The organism is Streptomyces sp. NPDC060027 (assembly GCF_042737005.1).
Lineage (GTDB): Bacteria > Actinomycetota > Actinomycetes > Streptomycetales > Streptomycetaceae > Streptomyces.
Genome location: NZ_JBHWVI010000008.1, coordinates 1 through 15,521, shown reverse-complemented (window position 1 = coordinate 15,521; position 15,521 = coordinate 1). Strand labels below are relative to the sequence as shown.

11 protein-coding genes are annotated in these 15,521 nt (G+C 71.5%); 7 read left to right on the top strand and 4 right to left on the bottom strand.

Annotation, left to right across the window (positions count from 1 at the left end):
• Positions 1 to 63 precede the first annotated feature (63 nt).
• Positions 64 to 1,242, top strand: a complete 1,179-nt coding sequence (locus ACFWBT_RS03690; RefSeq protein ID WP_385695409.1) for a cytochrome P450 — start codon at positions 64 to 66, stop codon at positions 1,240 to 1,242.
• Here ACFWBT_RS03690 and treY read toward each other — a convergent pair.
• Together treY and glgX are read right to left on the bottom strand one after the other, a co-directional pair.
• Positions 1,202 to 3,706 carry a malto-oligosyltrehalose synthase gene (gene treY, locus ACFWBT_RS03685; protein ID WP_385695407.1) on the bottom strand — a complete coding sequence of 835 codons (2,505 nt, stop codon included), beginning with the start codon at positions 3,704 to 3,706 and terminating at the stop codon, positions 1,202 to 1,204. The genes ACFWBT_RS03690 and treY overlap by 41 nt on opposite strands.
• Positions 3,707 to 3,931: 225 nt before the next feature.
• Positions 3,932 to 6,040, bottom strand: coding sequence for a glycogen debranching protein GlgX (gene glgX / locus ACFWBT_RS03680; RefSeq protein WP_385695405.1), 2,109 nt, complete (start codon positions 6,038 to 6,040; stop codon positions 3,932 to 3,934).
• A gap of 179 nt (positions 6,041 to 6,219) precedes the next feature.
• Between glgX and ACFWBT_RS03675 the strand changes: the two genes are divergently transcribed.
• The 4 genes from ACFWBT_RS03675 (at position 6,220) to ACFWBT_RS03660 (ending at position 10,594) form a co-directional block, all read left to right on the top strand.
• The gene (locus ACFWBT_RS03675) at positions 6,220 to 7,035 is read left to right on the top strand and encodes a Tat pathway signal sequence domain protein (protein ID WP_385695402.1); all 816 of its coding nucleotides are present in this window, start codon (positions 6,220 to 6,222) and stop codon (positions 7,033 to 7,035) included.
• A gap of 56 nt (positions 7,036 to 7,091) precedes the next feature.
• Positions 7,092 to 8,408, top strand: coding sequence for a copper amine oxidase (locus ACFWBT_RS03670; RefSeq protein ID WP_385695400.1), 1,317 nt, complete (start codon positions 7,092 to 7,094; stop codon positions 8,406 to 8,408).
• Positions 8,409 to 8,527: 119 nt separating this feature from the next.
• Positions 8,528 to 9,766, top strand: coding sequence for an SAV2148 family HEPN domain-containing protein (locus ACFWBT_RS03665; RefSeq protein WP_385695397.1), 1,239 nt, complete (start codon positions 8,528 to 8,530; stop codon positions 9,764 to 9,766).
• Positions 9,767 to 9,871: 105 nt separating this feature from the next.
• Complete coding sequence (locus ACFWBT_RS03660; RefSeq protein WP_385695394.1) at positions 9,872 to 10,594, top strand: 3'-5' exonuclease; 723 nt, start codon at positions 9,872 to 9,874, stop codon at positions 10,592 to 10,594.
• 332 nt (positions 10,595 to 10,926) lie between these two features.
• On the opposite strand, the gene ACFWBT_RS03655 is transcribed toward ACFWBT_RS03660, so the two are convergent.
• Positions 10,927 to 11,790 (bottom strand): phosphotransferase enzyme family protein, encoded by an 864-nt coding sequence (locus tag ACFWBT_RS03655; RefSeq protein WP_385695391.1) that lies wholly within the window; start codon positions 11,788 to 11,790, stop codon positions 10,927 to 10,929.
• A 544-nt stretch (positions 11,791 to 12,334) separates the two neighbouring features.
• Here ACFWBT_RS03655 and ACFWBT_RS03650 point away from each other — a divergent pair.
• Positions 12,335 to 13,309, top strand: coding sequence for a CDP-alcohol phosphatidyltransferase family protein (locus tag ACFWBT_RS03650; protein ID WP_385695388.1), 975 nt, complete (start codon positions 12,335 to 12,337; stop codon positions 13,307 to 13,309).
• Between the two features lie 79 nt (positions 13,310 to 13,388).
• Here the strand turns inward: ACFWBT_RS03650 and ACFWBT_RS03645 are convergent, their stop codons facing one another.
• Complete coding sequence (locus tag ACFWBT_RS03645; protein ID WP_385695386.1) at positions 13,389 to 14,177, bottom strand: MBL fold metallo-hydrolase; 789 nt, start codon at positions 14,175 to 14,177, stop codon at positions 13,389 to 13,391.
• Positions 14,178 to 14,297: 120 nt separating this feature from the next.
• Here ACFWBT_RS03645 and mgt point away from each other — a divergent pair, with 120 nt between their 5' ends.
• Positions 14,298 to 15,497, top strand: a complete 1,200-nt coding sequence (gene mgt, locus ACFWBT_RS03640; RefSeq protein ID WP_385695384.1) for a macrolide-inactivating glycosyltransferase — start codon at positions 14,298 to 14,300, stop codon at positions 15,495 to 15,497.
• The last annotated feature ends 24 nt before the right edge of the window (positions 15,498 to 15,521 follow it).

Genomic DNA, 15,521 nt, shown 5'->3' with positions numbered 1-15,521 from the left:
CCTGGCTTCCTGAGCGGGCCGCTCTCGCCCGTCACGAGCCCGCCGCCGACCCCGATCACGGCCATGTCTCTCTCGCCGGTGACCCCGTTCGCGCCCCCGTGCCCCGCGTCCGAGGCGCCGTACCTGCCCCCGCGCGTGCCGTCCGCGCGGGCGACCGTTCTGCCGAGCCTGCTCGATCCCGGCACCGAGCGCGACCCCCACCCGCTCTACCGCACCCTGCGCGGAGACTTCCCCCTCGTGTACGACGAGCCGTTCGGCGCCTGGCTGATCAGCAGGTACGCCGACGTGCGCGCCGCACTCGCGGACCCGCGGCTCGTCGCGCCCCCGCCCGGACCCGCACTCGCCCCCCGCCCGGACGGCGTGCCCGGCGGCCACCGGGCCCTCCTGTCCCCGGCGCTCCGGGGTCGCGCGCTGGCGGCCCTGGAATCGGGCGTCGAGCGCACCGCGTACGTCCTCGCCCGCCGCCTCGCGTCCCGCCGGGAGGCCGATCTCGTCGCCGAGTTCTGCCAGTGGCTGCCCGCCGCGGCCGCCGTCGCCGCGCTCGGGCTGCCCTACGAGGACACCGCGCGCGTGCACGCCTGGTGCCGTACGGGACTCGACCACCTCGGCGGGCACCGCCCCGGACTCGACGCCTACCTGCGCCCCCACGTCGCCCGCCGCCGTGCCCACCCCGGAGACGATCTGCTCTCCGCGCTGTGCGCGGCCCGGGCCGACGGCCGTCCCCTGCCGGAGGAGGACGTGACGGGCCTGGCCGCCGCGGTGCTGGGCGCGGCCGGCGAGACGACCGCACGCGCGCTCGCCTCGTTCCTCGCCAACCTCCTGGACCATCCCGGCCAGTTGGACCTGATCCGGACCCGTCCCGAGCTGGCGGACGGTGCCTGGGCCGAGTCGCTGCGCCGGGATCCGCCGCTGCAGATCGTGCCGCGCCGGGCCCTCGAACCGATCGGCCCGATCCCCGAGGGCGCCGCCGTGGCGTGTCTGCTCGGTGCCGCGGGCCGCGACCCGGCACGGTTCGCGGACCCGGACCGCTACGACGCCTTCCGCGCCGACCCGGGTGAGCTCGCGTACGGCTCGGGACCGCACTCCTGCCTGGGTGCCCCGCTGGCCCGGCTGACCGCGGAGCACGGTCTGCGCGCCCTGCTGACCGTCCTGCCGGACGTCCGCAGGGCGCCGGGGCCCAGGCCTCCCGCCGAGGGTCTGATCAGCCGGTCTCCCCGGACCCTGCCGGTGCGTCTGCGCTGACACGCTCCAGCAGCACGACGGGCGACCTCTCGAAGAGCTCCGCCACGCGCGCGTGCCCCGTGAACTCCCGCTCGGGCGAGTCGGGGGAGAGCACGTCGGCCCACCGTCCCTCGGGGAGCGCCAGCCGGGTGTCGCGCCAGCCGCCCGCCTCCGCCAGCCGCAGCGACAGCCGGGTGACGGCCGTGATCACCTCTCCCGACCGCAGGAACGCCGCGCAGTGCGCGGCTCCCGGACCCCCGGCCGGCAGGGGCGCGTACGTCGCGGCGTCGCCGAAGACGTCGGGCCGCCGGGCGCGCAGCCGCAGCGCGGCGGCCGTGAGCGCCACCTTCTCCGCGGACAGGTCCCGCGGGGTGAACGCCCCCCGGTTGTCCGGGTCCACCAGTGCCCGGTACTCGTCCTCGGTGCCCTGGTACACGTCCGGCACCCCGGGCATCGTCAGATGGACCAGAGCGGCCCCGAGGACGTTCGCCCGCACGTGCGGTGCCAGGGAGGCCCGGAGAGCGGCCACGCGCCGGCCAGGGGCCCCGCACGGCCCCTCGGTGACGAACGCCGCCACAGCGTCCTCGTACGCGGGATCCCGCTCGGTCCAGGCGGTGTGCGTTCCGGCCTCCCTGATGTGCTTCAGCAGAGCGTCCCGGACCCGCTCTTCGTACGCCGCACCGCCGCCTTCGCCCCCACCTCCGCCTTCCCGCTCGTGCCCGCCGCCACCGTCGCCGCCACCGTCGCCTTCGGCAGGGCCGAGGCCGAACACCGTCTGCCAGGCGGCCCACGCCACCTGCGGGTCGGGCATCCCCGCCCCGTCGTGGGTCACCTCGGCGAGGACGTCGGACCAGCGCTCCGGGCACTGGGTGAGGACCGAGACGGCGGCGCGTACGTCGGCGCTGCGCTTGGTGTCGTGGGTCGACAGGACGGTTCCGGTGGCGGGCCAGTCGCGCTGCACGCGCGCGCAGTAGGCGTGGAAGTCCTCCGGGGACACAGCGGGGCTGCCCGGGTCGCCGCCCACCTCGTTCGCGGACAGCAGCGGCACATAGCGGTAGAACGCCGTGTCCTCCACGGACTTGGCCCGCAGCGCCGACGAGGTCTGCGCGAACCGGGCCCGGAACTCGGCCGCCTCGGGCCCGGCACCGCCCCGCCCGAGCACCAGGTCCCGTACGACGTCCACGGCATGGGCCTCCTCGGGCACCCTGAACGCCGCCCTGGCCTCGTCGGCGGCCCGCTCGGTCACCACCAGGGACGCGTCCGTGGACGGATAGGGCCGGTACACCTCCAGCCGGACCAGGAGCTCCCGCAGCGCGGCGCCCAGGGCCCAGGGGGCGTGGTCGCGCAGGGCCGGGTCGGGGGACGCGGCGCACAGAGCGCTCACCACGCGCGTGAGGCGCTCCACCTCGGTGGCCAGTTCGTGGGTGACCACCTTGTACGCCGCCCGGCGCACCGTGCTCTCCCAGTGGCCGCCCCGGTCGGCCTGCGGGACCGCGAACCGCCGGTAGCGGCCGAGGAGCCCGCTCGCGCCGGCTTCGTCGGTGAAGAGGCCGTCGACGTGCCGCAGCGCGTCGTAGCCGGTGGTGCCCGCCACGGGCCACGCGGGCGGGAGCGGCTCACCGTCCGCGAGGATCTTCTCGACCACCGTCCAGCGGCCCCCGGTCGCCTCGTGCAGCCGGCGCAGATACGTGTCCGGGTCCGCCAGACCGTCCGGGTGGTCGATGCGCAGTCCCTCGACGACACCGTCGTCGAGGAGTTCCAGGATCTTCGCGTGGGTCGCCGCGAACACCTCCGGGTCCTCGACCCGCACTCCGATGAGCTCCGAGATGCTGAAGAAGCGCCGGTAGTTGAGGTCCGTGCGGGCCATCCGCCACCAGGCCGGGCGGTACCACTGGGCGTCGAGGAGCTGGGGCAGCGGCAGCTTCGCGGTGCCCTCGCGCAGCGGGAACACGTGGTCGTAGTAGCGCAGTATGTCGCCGTCGACCTTCAGGTGGCCGATCTCGGCGCCGAGACGGTCCCCGAGCACCGGCAGCAGGATCCGGCCGTCCTGGGCGTCCCAGTCGATGTCGAACCAGCGCGCGTACGGCGACGCGGGGCCCTCGCGCAGCACCTCCCACAGGGCGTGGTTGTGGCGCGGGGCCATCGCCATGTGGTTCGGCACGATGTCCACGACCAGGCCCAGCCCGTGCTCCCGCGCGGTGCGCGCCAGGGAGCGCAGCCCCTCCTCACCGCCGAGTTCGGCCCGTACGCGCCCGTGGTCCACCACGTCGTACCCGTGCGTGGAGCCGGGCACGGCCTCCAGGACGGGGGACAGGTGCAGATGGGAGACGCCGAGCGAGGCCAGGTACGGCACGGCCGCCTCGGCGCTCCGGAAGGGGAACCCCGGCTGGAGCTGCAGCCGGTACGTGGCGGTCGGTACGACGGGAACAACCGGGCCGGGGACGACCGGGTCCGTGATCGCCGGTTCGGGACGCTCAGGTGTCATGGGAACCTACGTACCCGCCCGGCCGGATTTCCTGTCATCGGCGCACGCATATGGACACGCACGGCGGCCCGGCCCGGACGCACGACGGACGGCGAAGACCCGCGCCCCGCGCGCGTGCGCCCCACGACGGAGACCCCCGCGCGCGTGCGCCCCACGACGGAGACCCCCGCGCGCGTGCGCCCCACGGCGGGAGCCACGCGCGCGTGCCGATCGGACCGGGCCCTCCTACGCGGGCCGCTGCAGCACCGTCATGCTCCGGTCGACCAGGGTCAGCCGCTCCCCGGCCTCGACCTTCGCGCCCGTACCCGGGGCGACTCCCTCAGGCCGGGACGTGTCGACGACGACCTGCCACAGGCGGCCGTGGTCGACCGGCACGACGAAGTCCAGGGACTTCGGCGAGGCGTTGAACATCAGCAGGAAGGAGTCGTCGGCGATGCGCTCCCCGCGGGGGCCCGGCTCGGAGATCGCGTTGCCGTTGAGGAAGACGGACAGCGCCCGGGCCTGCGCGGAACCCCAGTCGCGCTGGGTCATCTCCTGGCCCTCCGGGGTGAACCACGCGATGTCGGAGAGCTCGTCGTGGGTGCCCTGGACGGGCCGCCCGTGGAAGAACCGCCGCCGCCGGAAGACGGGATGGTCCCTGCGCAGCCACACCATCGCGCGCGTGAAGTCCAGGAGGTCGGAGCCGTCCTCCGGCCACGGCACCCAGGCCAGCTCGCTGTCCTGGCAGTACGCGTTGTTGTTGCCGCCCTGGGAGCGCGCGAACTCGTCGCCGTGGCTGAGCATGGGCACGCCCTGGGAGAGCATCAGCGTGGCGATGAAATTGCGCTGCTGCCGGCCCCGCAGCGCCAGCACGGTCTCGTCGTCCGTCTCGCCCTCGGCGCCGCAGTTCCAGGAACGGTTGTGGCTCTCGCCGTCGCGGTTGTCCTCGCCGTTGGCCTGGTTCCGCTTGTGGTTGTAGGACACGAGGTCGTGCAGCGTGAAGCCGTCGTGGCAGGTCACGAAGTTGATGGAGGCGAGCGGGCGGCGACCGTCGTCCTGGTACAGGTCGGACGAGCCGGTCAGCCGGGACGCGAACTCGGCCAGCGTGCGCGGCTCACCGCGCCACATGTCCCGCACGGTGTCGCGGTACTTGCCGTTCCACTCGGTCCACAGGGGCGGGAAGTTGCCCACCTGGTAGCCGCCCTCGCCGACGTCCCAGGGTTCGGCGATCAGCTTCACCTGGGAGACCACCGGGTCCTGCTGGACGAGGTCGAAGAACGACGACAGCCGGTCCACTTCGTGGAACTGCCGGGCCAGGGTGGCCGCGAGGTCGAAGCGGAAGCCGTCCACGTGCATCTCGGTGACCCAGTAGCGCAGCGAGTCCATGATCAGCTGGAGCACGTGCGGGGAGCGCATGAGGAGGGAGTTGCCGGTGCCCGTGGTGTCCATGTAGTAGCGGGGGTCGTCCGCCAGGCGGTAGTACGAGGCGTTGTCGAGGCCCCTGAAGGAGAGGGTCGGACCCAGGTGGTTGCCCTCGGCCGTGTGGTTGTAGACCACGTCGAGGATGACCTCGATGCCGGCCTCGTGCAGCGCCCGGACGGCCGACTTGAACTCCAGGACCTGCTGCCCCCGGTCGCCCCAGGAGGCGTACGCGTTGTGCGGGGCGAAGAAGCCGATGGTGTTGTAGCCCCAGTAGTTGTTGAGACCCATGTCGACCAGACGGTGGTCGTTGACGAACTGGTGTACGGGCATCAGTTCCAGCGCGGTGACGCCGAGTTCCGTCAGGTGTTCGATGATCGCCGGGTGGGCGAGCGCCGCGTACGTGCCGCGCAGCTCGTCGGGGAGCGCCGGATGCAGCATCGTCAGGCCCTTGACGTGGGCCTCGTAGAGCACGGTGTGGTGGTACTCCGTGCGGGGGCGCCGGTCGTCGCCCCAGTCGAAGTACGGGTTGACCACGACCGACGACATGGTGTGCGGCGCCGAGTCGAGGTCGTTGCGCTTGTCGGGCGACCCGAACGGATAGCCGTACACCTGCTCGCCCCAGGTCACGGAACCGGCGATCGCACGCGCGTACGGGTCGAGGAGCAGCTTCGCGGAATTGGCACGCTGTCCGCGCTCCGGCGCGTACCGCCCGTGCACCCGGAAGCCGTACCGCTGTCCGGGCATGATGCCGGGCAGGTAGGCGTGCCGGACGAACGCGTCGGTCTCGCGCAGTTCCACGGCCGTCTCCGAGCCGTCGTCGTGCAGCAGACACAGCTCAATACGGTCGGCGGCCTCCGAGAAGACCGCGAAATTGGTACCGGCACCGTCGTACGTGGCACCGAGTGGATATGCCTCTCCAGGCCAGACCTGCATGGATATGACTCTTCCAGTAGTGCCGTGCCCCTGGGGGCGAGTCCGAGCCGAGTCTCCCCGAAAGTGATGGAACCTCCTATGACTTACATCCCTCTTACCCCGTGACCAGGCATACCTCGTATGCCGAACCAGTGGGACTCGAGCGACTCCTGAAGTACGTGGGGGGAGTAGGGGGAAATGTGCGCAAGATAGTGCACCGCCATCTGGGCAAGGTGGTGGCAGGTGCGGCCATCGCGGTGGCCGGGACGGCCGTGATGGTCGGTATCACCCTTCCGGGGTCGGCGGGGGCCGACGAGCGGGACGGGGGCCTGGCAGCCGGCACGACCGCGCAGGAACGGGCGGCGCTGCGGGAGCAGGGCGGAGCGGTGCGGCCCGGCGTCGTCGAGCGGGCTCCGGCCCAGGGCGAGAAGGGCAAGGGCCGTGACCCGCTGACCGACGACGAGATGAAGCGCGTCGAGCGGATCGCGGTGAACCGGCAGCTGTTCAACGCCACCGAGAACGTCGAGGGCGAGCGAGGACCGCAGCGGATCGGCGTCGACCTCGCCGAACCCGAGACGGCCGAACTGGACGACCCGAACGCGCCGCGCCGCGCCGACGTCACGTTCTACGACTACAAGGACGACACGCTCGTCACCAAGACCGTCAACCTCGACACCGGGAAGGTCGAGAAGACGGGCACCCAGCACGACGTGCAGCCGCCGATCAGCCGCGACGAGATGACCGAGGCCGCCGAACTGCTGATCGCCGACCCGCTCGGCGCCGGCCTCAAGGCCGACTTCAAGGACGCCACCGGCAAGGAACTCGCCTCGCCCGACCAGCTGATGCTCAACAGCATGGTCTACCGCGCGACGCCCGGCGGCCAGCCCGCCGTCCTCGACGCCTGCGGCGAGCACCGCTGCGTACGGCTCTTCCCGAAGGTCAAGAACGGGCCCTGGATCGACAGCCGTGACCTGGTGATCGACCTGAGCACCCGCAAGGTCGGCAAGCTCGGCTGAGCGCCGCCCCTCTCTCCTTCCCACCTTCACTGCTTTCCGCAAGGAGTCACTTCTTCATGCGCGTCAACAGAAACAGCCGTGCCCGCAGCCGGGCGGCGGCGGGCCTCTCGGTGCTCGCCCTGGCCGCCGGCGCGACGACGGCCGCAGGACCGGCCGTCGCCCAGCCGAAGGCCGCGCCCGCCCCGGCCGCCGACTGCAGCGCGGCCTACCGGATCGAGCAGAAGCTCGCCACCGGCACCACCTGGCGGATGTGCTGGCACTACGAGAGCGAGGCCGGGCTCGTCCTGGAGGACATCTCGTACCAGCCGCCCGGCGAGGCCGCCCCGATCAAGGTCCTCAGCAGCGCCAAGCTCGCCCAGATCGACGTCCCCTACGACGACGGCTCGGTCGAGTACAGCGACCTGACGGGCGCCGGCTTCGGCCAGGGCCTGGTCGACATGGTCCCGGCCGAGTGCCCCGGCGGCGCCATCAAGACGGTCAAGGTCCCCGACGCCTGGGACCCGCAGCACGCGAACGTCAAGGGCCTGTGCACCACGACCCGTTCACGCGGTCACGCCTATCGGATGGAGGCCGACACCGGGAACAAGGTCTTCCAGAAGCAGGGCAAGGACCTTCTCGTCTACACCGTCAACAAGGTCGGCTGGTACGAGTACATCACCGAGTGGCGCTTCCAGGACGACGGCACCCTCAACATGAACGTCGGCGCCACCGGCAGCCTCTCGCCCGGTGACTACGACGCGGGTGACGGCCGCGGCTGGCCGCTCGGCAAGGGCGCCAAGGACTACGCCACCAGCCACAGCCACAACGTCTTCTGGCGGCTCAACTTCGGCCTGGACGGCTCCTCCAAGGCCAAGGTGGAGCAGTACGACTCCACGGTCAGCCCGCCCGCGAGCGGCGCGGCGGCACCGAGCAAGAAGACCACGGTCACGAAGATCACCAAGGAACTCGCGGGCGACGCCAAGAACTCGCGCTGGTGGCGTCTCGTCAGCAACTCGGGCAAGAACAAGGACAACCACGCCCGCAGTTACGAGCTCGTCCCGGGCGCGACCACCAAGTACCTCGGCCGTGCCTTCACCAAGCACGACGTCTACTTCACCGAGTACAACAAGTGCGAGCAGTTCGCCAGCGACAACCTGCGCAACTGCGGTGCCGGACACGGAAAATCCGTCGACAAGTGGGTCGGCGGGCAGACGCTCACGCACCCCGTCGTCTGGGTCAACTCGGGTTTCCACCACATCGCCCGCGACGAGGACCAGCAGCCCATGCCGGTCCACTGGCAGGGCTTCGCCATCGCACCGCGTGACGTCACCGCTATGAATCCGCTCACTCCGCCGGAGCTGGCGAACCAGAACGGGCATGTCGAACCAAGGTAGTTGGGAAACGACCTGTGCATCGGGCTGCACCGCTCGCCGCTCCCGGAGTACCCTTCCTTGATCGTTGATTGGGGCCTGGCCCCTGGGGAGTGCTCGGGGGAGCGGAAGGCGGTGCGCGGGTGGGCTCGGGAGGGCTGGAGTTGCCTCCTGGTGACGAGGGTCACGAGGGGAACTCCACAGATGTCCCACCCGGCGCGGTGTCCCTGGCACGGCCGATGGAAATGGGATCCATTGGACCGGAACTGGACTGGGGCGCCGACGCCTGGCGCGAGGTGCGTACGCGCGCCCAGCGAGCCGGGCGCGCCTACATCTGGCTGAACCTGGTCGAACAGCGGCTGCGCGCGGTCGTGGCCGCTGTTCTCCGTCCCATCTACGAACCCGTCCACGGCGACGACTGGGTGGTCGCCGCCGCGGGTCCCGCCGGGCAGGAGTGGGTGCAGCGGGCGGTCGCCGTCCGCGAAGTCAGCCGTCGCAAGGGGTACTTGCTCGACCCGGCCGACGACAACGTGCTCAGTTTCCTCACGTTGCCCCAGCTGCGCGAGCTGATGGTGCAGCACTGGCCGTGCTTCGAGCCCTACTTCGACGAGCGCAGGGACGTCGAACTGGCCCTGGACGAGCTGGAAGTGACCCGGAACGTCGTGTCGCGCAACCGCGCCCTGTCCGAGGCCGTGCTGGGCCAGGCCGAGCGGGCCGCGGCGAAGCTCCTGGAGATCCTCGGCGCCGGGAGCGACGTGCCCTCCGCGCGGCGGCTGCCCGTGGACGCCGTCGAGGAACTCGTGGGCGACCGGTACGCGGACGTCGTCGGGGTGCACTCCGACCGGGTGCGGCTGCTGCGCCAGTTCCCCGCCGAGGACCTCTTCGGCGGAGCCCGTCGGCTCGACGCGATCGGCATCGGCCTGAACCTGCTGGTGCAGAACTTCTCCGGGCGCCGGCTGGTCCGCCTCGCCGAGTCCGGCTGCCGGACGCGGCTGCTGTTCCTGAACCCCGCTTCCAGTGCCGTCAAACGGCGTGAGCGTGAACTCGGCATCAAGCGCGGCGAGTTGAGCCGGGCCGTCGAGATGAACATCCTGCACATGCGACGGGTCCGGTCCAGGCTGCGCGACCCGGACGCCTTCGAGATCCAGGTCTACGACGAGACGCCCCGCTTCACCGCCTACCTGGTGGACGGGGACGGCTCGGACGGCATCGCGGTCGTGCAGTCGTATCTGCGCCGGACGCGCGGCATGGAGGCGCCGGTCCTGGTGCTGCGCGGCGGAAGCCGGCTCGTCAAACCGGACGAAAGCAACGAAGAGGGGCTCTTCCCCACTTATCGCGAGGAGTTCGAGGTGGCCTGGGCCGATTCGCGGCCTGTGTCCTGAAAAGGCTCTCCCCCGGCCGAGCGGAACGCGGTCCTCGGATTGTCAGTGGCCCATGGGATCGTGGAGACCACTGGGGGAAAGCACCACGAAGAAGGGGGGCCGCCCATGGGCTGGCACCGGGAGCTGCTGATCGGCTTCGACCTGGAGACGACCGGGACCGATTCGCGCGAGGCGCGCATCGTGACGGGCGCCGTGATCGAGGTCAAGGACGGAGAGCCGGGAGGGCGCCGCGAGTGGCTGGCCGATCCGGGCGTGGAGATCCCCGTCGACGCCGTGGCCGTGCACGGGATCACCAATGAGCGGGCGGCCACCGAGGGCCGGCCCGCCGACGAGGTCGCCGACGCGATAGCGGGCGTCCTCGTCACCTACTGGCGGACCGGCGTCCCGGTCGTCGCGTACAACGCGGCCTTCGACCTCACGCTGCTCTCCGCCGAACTGCGCCGGTACGGACTGCCGTCGCTGCGCGAGCGGCTCGGCGGCATCGACCCGGCCCCCGTCATCGACCCCTACACCATCGACCGCTCGGTGGACCGCTATCGCCGGGGCAAGCGCAACCTCGAAGCGGTCTGCACCGAGTACGGAGTGGTCCTGGACTCCGCCCACGACGCCTCGGCCGACGCGCTCGCCGCGGCCCGGCTCGCCTGCGCGATAGCCGGCCGTCACCCCAAGGTCGCGGCCCTCGGCCCCGCCGAGCTGCACCGCCGCCAGATCGACTGGTACGCGGAATGGGCGGCCGACTTCCAGGGGTTCCTGCGCCGCAAGGGCGACGCGGACGCCGTGGTGGACGGGACCTGGCCGCTGCGGGACCTGGCGGACGACAGAGTCTGACCCGACCGCCTCCCGGGCCCCGCCACCGGACACGGAACCGGGGTCACCGGGTCCCGCCCGGAGCGGGCGCGCCGCGTGACAGGGGAGCGGGGAGCGCGGGCCGGTCGGAGCCGGCACCGTAGCGGGCGCCAGGGCGTACCGGGGAGTCCGTGCCGGGGCGAGACCGGAGGGGCCGTGATCGCTTCCGGTGGGAGCCGGCGCCGTAGGGGACGCCGGGGCCCATAGGGGGCCGCGCGGGGGCGAGACCGGAGGCACTCGCGCTCTTCGCCGAGAGGCGGCCGTCGGTGTGGAGGACGGCTCCGTCGATCGCGCGGCCGAGACCGGGCGTCCGGTCAGAACGGGTACCAGCGCACCGTCTCGTCGCCGTCCCGCAGGGACGCCACCCTGCGTTCGAACTCCGCCAGCGCCTTGGGGTCGGCCGGCGCGTGCTGGGCGACCCAGGCGCAGCTGGCCGTCTCCCGGGCGCCCCGGAGGACGGAGCAGCCCTCCCACGCGCGGACGTCCCAGCCGTACGCCGCGGTGAAGGACTCGTACGCCTCGGCGGGAAGCCCGTAACGGTCACGGGAGAGGGCCATGACCACCAGGTCGTGCTCGCGCAGATCGGCGGAGAAGGTCTCCAGGTCGACCAGGACCGGTCCGTCCGGACCGACATGGACGTTGCGGGGCAGCGCGTCGCCATGGATCGGGCCCGGCGGCAGATGCGGGACGAGCGCGGCGGCCGCCGTGGCGAACCCGTCGCGCCGCTCCCGCAGATACGCCGCGTCCACGGGGTCGATCGCGTCGCCCGCCAGACGCAGCCAGCGTTCCACACCGCCGAGGAGTTCGCGGGGCGGCAGGGTGAAGGAGGGGGAGGGCAGTGCGTGCACCACCCGAAGGAGTTCGGCCAGGTCGCGCGGTTCGGCGGGGCGGACGGGATCGGGCAGCCGGTGCCACACCGTCACGGGGTGCCCGTCGACCAGCAGCGGCTCCGGCTCGGCGGCCCGCACGGCGGGGACGCCCGAACCGGCCAGCCACGCGGCGATGTCCAGCTCCCGGCGCGCGCGGTCGAGGAGTTCGGCGTCCCGCCCCACCTTGACGACCAGGTCGCCGGCGGCGAACACCGCGTTCTCGCCGAGGGCGAGGAGCGACGCGTCCCGCGCCGGCCCCGGCAGCACGTTCGCCGCCGCCAGTACGTCCCGCGCCCGTGCCTCGTCCATCGCTCGCCTCCGTGTCCTCGCGCGCCGCCCGCGCTGCCCTCGCGTACGACGGCGTGGGGTCACGCCATCCGTCGGTCAGTGTCCCATTCCCACAGGTCGGACCCGGTGCTTGGTGTCCGGAGTCGCGCGGTGCCACCCGGCGTGCAACGGGACCCGATTGGTCGCGGAGGCCGCGACGGGCGGCACCCGAGGGAAACGGATCCCGAGGGAAACGATTCCGGCGAAGCGGATTCCGGCGAAGCGGAATGGCGCGGGCGCGGGCCGCGAGCGCGGCAGGGGCCACCGGAATGTCACCGTCCACGAGTGCCGTGACGTCCTTCCGTCACGGTTGCGCCCAGACGGTGAAGTCCTGGCGCACGTTGAATAACGGTCGGGTCATTGCATAACGCTCGGGTAACGCGGGGCTTGCCGGAAAGTCCCATCGACTCGGTTACTGATGGGACCGTTACCCCCTTGAAAAGGTTGCACGGGGCGGATCTTGTGCCTTGGGTGAGGGCATTCCTAGCGTGAGGTTAATTCCAGTCGAACATCAGGAAGTTGACCCATGCGACTCATACGTCGAGACATTCCGGACCTCGCCGAGGTGCGGCGCATCACGGAGAAGAAGCGTGACGCGTGGTGGACCGTGCTGCTCGTCGACCCGGTCGCCACACCCCTGGTCAGGCAACTCGCCATGCGGACGAGGATCACGCCGAACCAGATCACCTGGGGCGCGTTCCTGCTCGGCCTGGTCTCGGCGGCCTGCTTCGCGCTCGGCGACTGGCGCTGGCTCGTCGCGGGTGCGGTGGTCTACCACGTCAGCTTCATTTTCGACTGCATGGACGGCAAGCTCGCCCGGCTCACCGGCCAGGGCTCGGTGTTCGGTGCCTGGCTGGACTTCGTCTTCGACCGCATCCGGGTGGCCGTGTGCGCGGTGGCGCTGATGGCCGGCCAGTACCAGCGCAGTGGGGAGACGCTGTACATCTGGCTGGCCCTCGCCGTCGTGGGACTCGACACCCTGCGCTACATCAACTCCCTGGAGATCTTCAAGATTCGGCACTCCATGCGGAAGCAGATCAAGTCGCGGCTGCGGGAGGCGCGCCGCGCCGAGAACCAGGCCGAGCTGACCTTCATGGAGGACCTGCTCCGCGACAACCCCGAGGCCGACATCGAGCAGGACATGGGCAAGGCCGAGGCGGCCGCCGGGGCGGAGGCCACGGAGGGCGCGACGGCCGTTCCCTCGCGCCAGGTCATCGATCTGCAGCGGGAGTTCCGCCACCGTTTTCCGACCTATCTGCGGATGCGCTCCCTCCTGTTGCGGCACCGGATTCGTCCTCACCTGGTGAGCGGAATCGAATTCCAGATGGGCGCGTTCATCATCGGTCCGCTTCTCGACTCCGTCGTGGAGGCGACCGTCGTCTCCGGAGTGCTGCTTCTCGTCTTCGAACTCGCCATCATCTACAAGCTTCTGCTGTCCACCCGGGATTTCACGCGCACGATCAACTCGTTCGAGCGCGACGCGGTGACCAAGGCCGCCTGAGCCCTCTTCTCCCGGACAGCACGGTGGCCGGGGGTGCCCGCACCCCGGCCACGTATGAGGTTCGCCGTGCGGGCGTGGGTCACGCCGCCCCGGGATGCGGTCCCGCCAGCACGCTGGGCCGGGACACGAACGCGGCCTCCGGGCCGAAACGGGAGTCGAGGGCGTCCGCGAGGTCGTTCAGCGCGCGGGGGCAGTCCCCGTTGAACGAGGAGCCGTGCATCACGGCGAGCGTGGCGGGCCGCAGCTCCGCGAGCGAGCGCAGCGTGGCCGTCATCGCGGTCAGGCACGAGATCTGGCGGAACAATTCCTCCGCCTCCAGGCAGCGTTCGACGAGACTGTCGGCGGTGACGGCGGGCCCGTTGCCGAGGTGGGTGAACAGGTCACCGCAGAAGAGGGTGCGGGTGTGCTCCTCGAAGAGCAGCCGGGCCTCCCAATTGTGGGGTACGTGCGGGGTGTTGATGTTCCGCACGACCCGCCGCACCTCGTGGCCGCCGATGTCCAGACGCTCTCCCTCGCCCATCGGTCGCGGCGGCCGGGAGACCAGGTCGTTGAGGGTGACCAGGCAGCCCAGGGTGTTGTGTGCGACCTCGGCGTGCTGGGCCTCGGCCAGGAACTCGTTCACCGCGCCGCACTCGTCGGCCTCGACATGCCCGAACGTGATCCAGCGCAGCCGGTCGACCGGCATCACCTGTGCGATGGCCTCGGAGACCGATGGGAACAGGGCGCGCATCCCGGTGTGGAAGAGCAGGGGTTCCTCTGCCGCCACCAGGAACTGGTTGAAGGTGAACCCGGCCGGTGGGGCGATCTCGGGGACGTGGGTCGAGATCCGGTGGATGCCGTCGGCGATCTCGTCGAGACGCGTCTGCACGGTGAGCCGTCCCTTCGTCGCGGTGGGCCCCGGTTTCCGTAGTACCCGATCGGCGGGTGGGCCGCGACCGCAGACGTCTATTGGCTGGACGAGACGTATCGTCTCGCTTAGGCTCGGTACATGACCACTCGACCCGCCCATGTCGCCATGTTCTCCATCGCCGCCCACGGCCATGTGAACCCGAGCATCGAAGTGATCAGGGAACTCGTCGCCCGCGGCCACCGCGTCACGTACGCGATTCCGCCCGCGTTCGCCGACCGGATCGCCGAGACGGGCGCGGAACCGAAGCCGTGGACCTCGACGCTGCCCACCGACGACGATCCGGACGCGTGGGGGACCGAGCTGATCGACAACATCGAGCCGTTCCTGGCGGACGCCCTGCAGGCCGAGCCGCAGCTCGCGGCGGCCTACGCGGGGGACGAGCCGGATCTGGTGCTGTACGACATCACCGCCTATCCCGCCCGGGTGCTCGCCCATCGCTGGGGTGTCCCGATCGTGCAGCTCTCACCGAACCTGGTGGCCTGGGAGGGCTACGAGGAGGAGGTCGGCAAGCCGCTGTTCGAGCCGCTCAAACAGACCCCGCGCGGCAAGGCGTTCTACGAGACCTTCGCCGGCTGGATCGCCGAGAACGGCATGGACCTGAGCGTCGAGGACTTCATGGGCCGCCCCGACCGCTGCCTCGTCCTCATCCCGCGGGCCCTTCAGCCGAACGCCGACCGCGTCGACGAGCGGCGCTACACCTTCGTCGGGGCCTGTCAGGGCGACCGTGCCGCGCAGGGGGAGTGGCGGCGACCCGCCGGTGCCGGGCGGGTGCTGCTCGTGTCACTGGGTTCCAGCTTCACCAAGCAGCCCGCCTTCTACCGCGCGTGCGCCGAGGCCTTCGAAGACGTGCCGGACTGGCATGTGGTGCTGCAGATCGGAAAGTTCGTCGACCCGGCGGAGCTGGGCGAGCTGCCCGGCAACGTGGAGGTGCACCCGTGGGTGCCGCAGCTCTCGGTCCTCCGGCAGGCCGACGCGTTCATCACCCACGCGGGCGCGGGCGGCAGCCAGGAGGGACTGGCCACCGGCACGCCGATGGTGGCCGTACCGCAGGCGGCCGACCAGTTCGGCAACGCCGACATGCTCCGGACGCTCGGCGTCGCCCGCCACCTCCCCATGGAGGAGGCCACCGCCGCCACCCTGCGCGAGGCCGTCCTCGCGGTGGCCGACGATCCCCAAGTGGCCCGCCGGCTGCGGGAGATCCGCGAGCGGATGGCCGAGGAGGGAGGCACCCGGCGGACTGCCGACCTCATCGAGGCGGAACTGCGCGCGCGGACGTGAACCACACGCGAAGGGCCCGTCCTG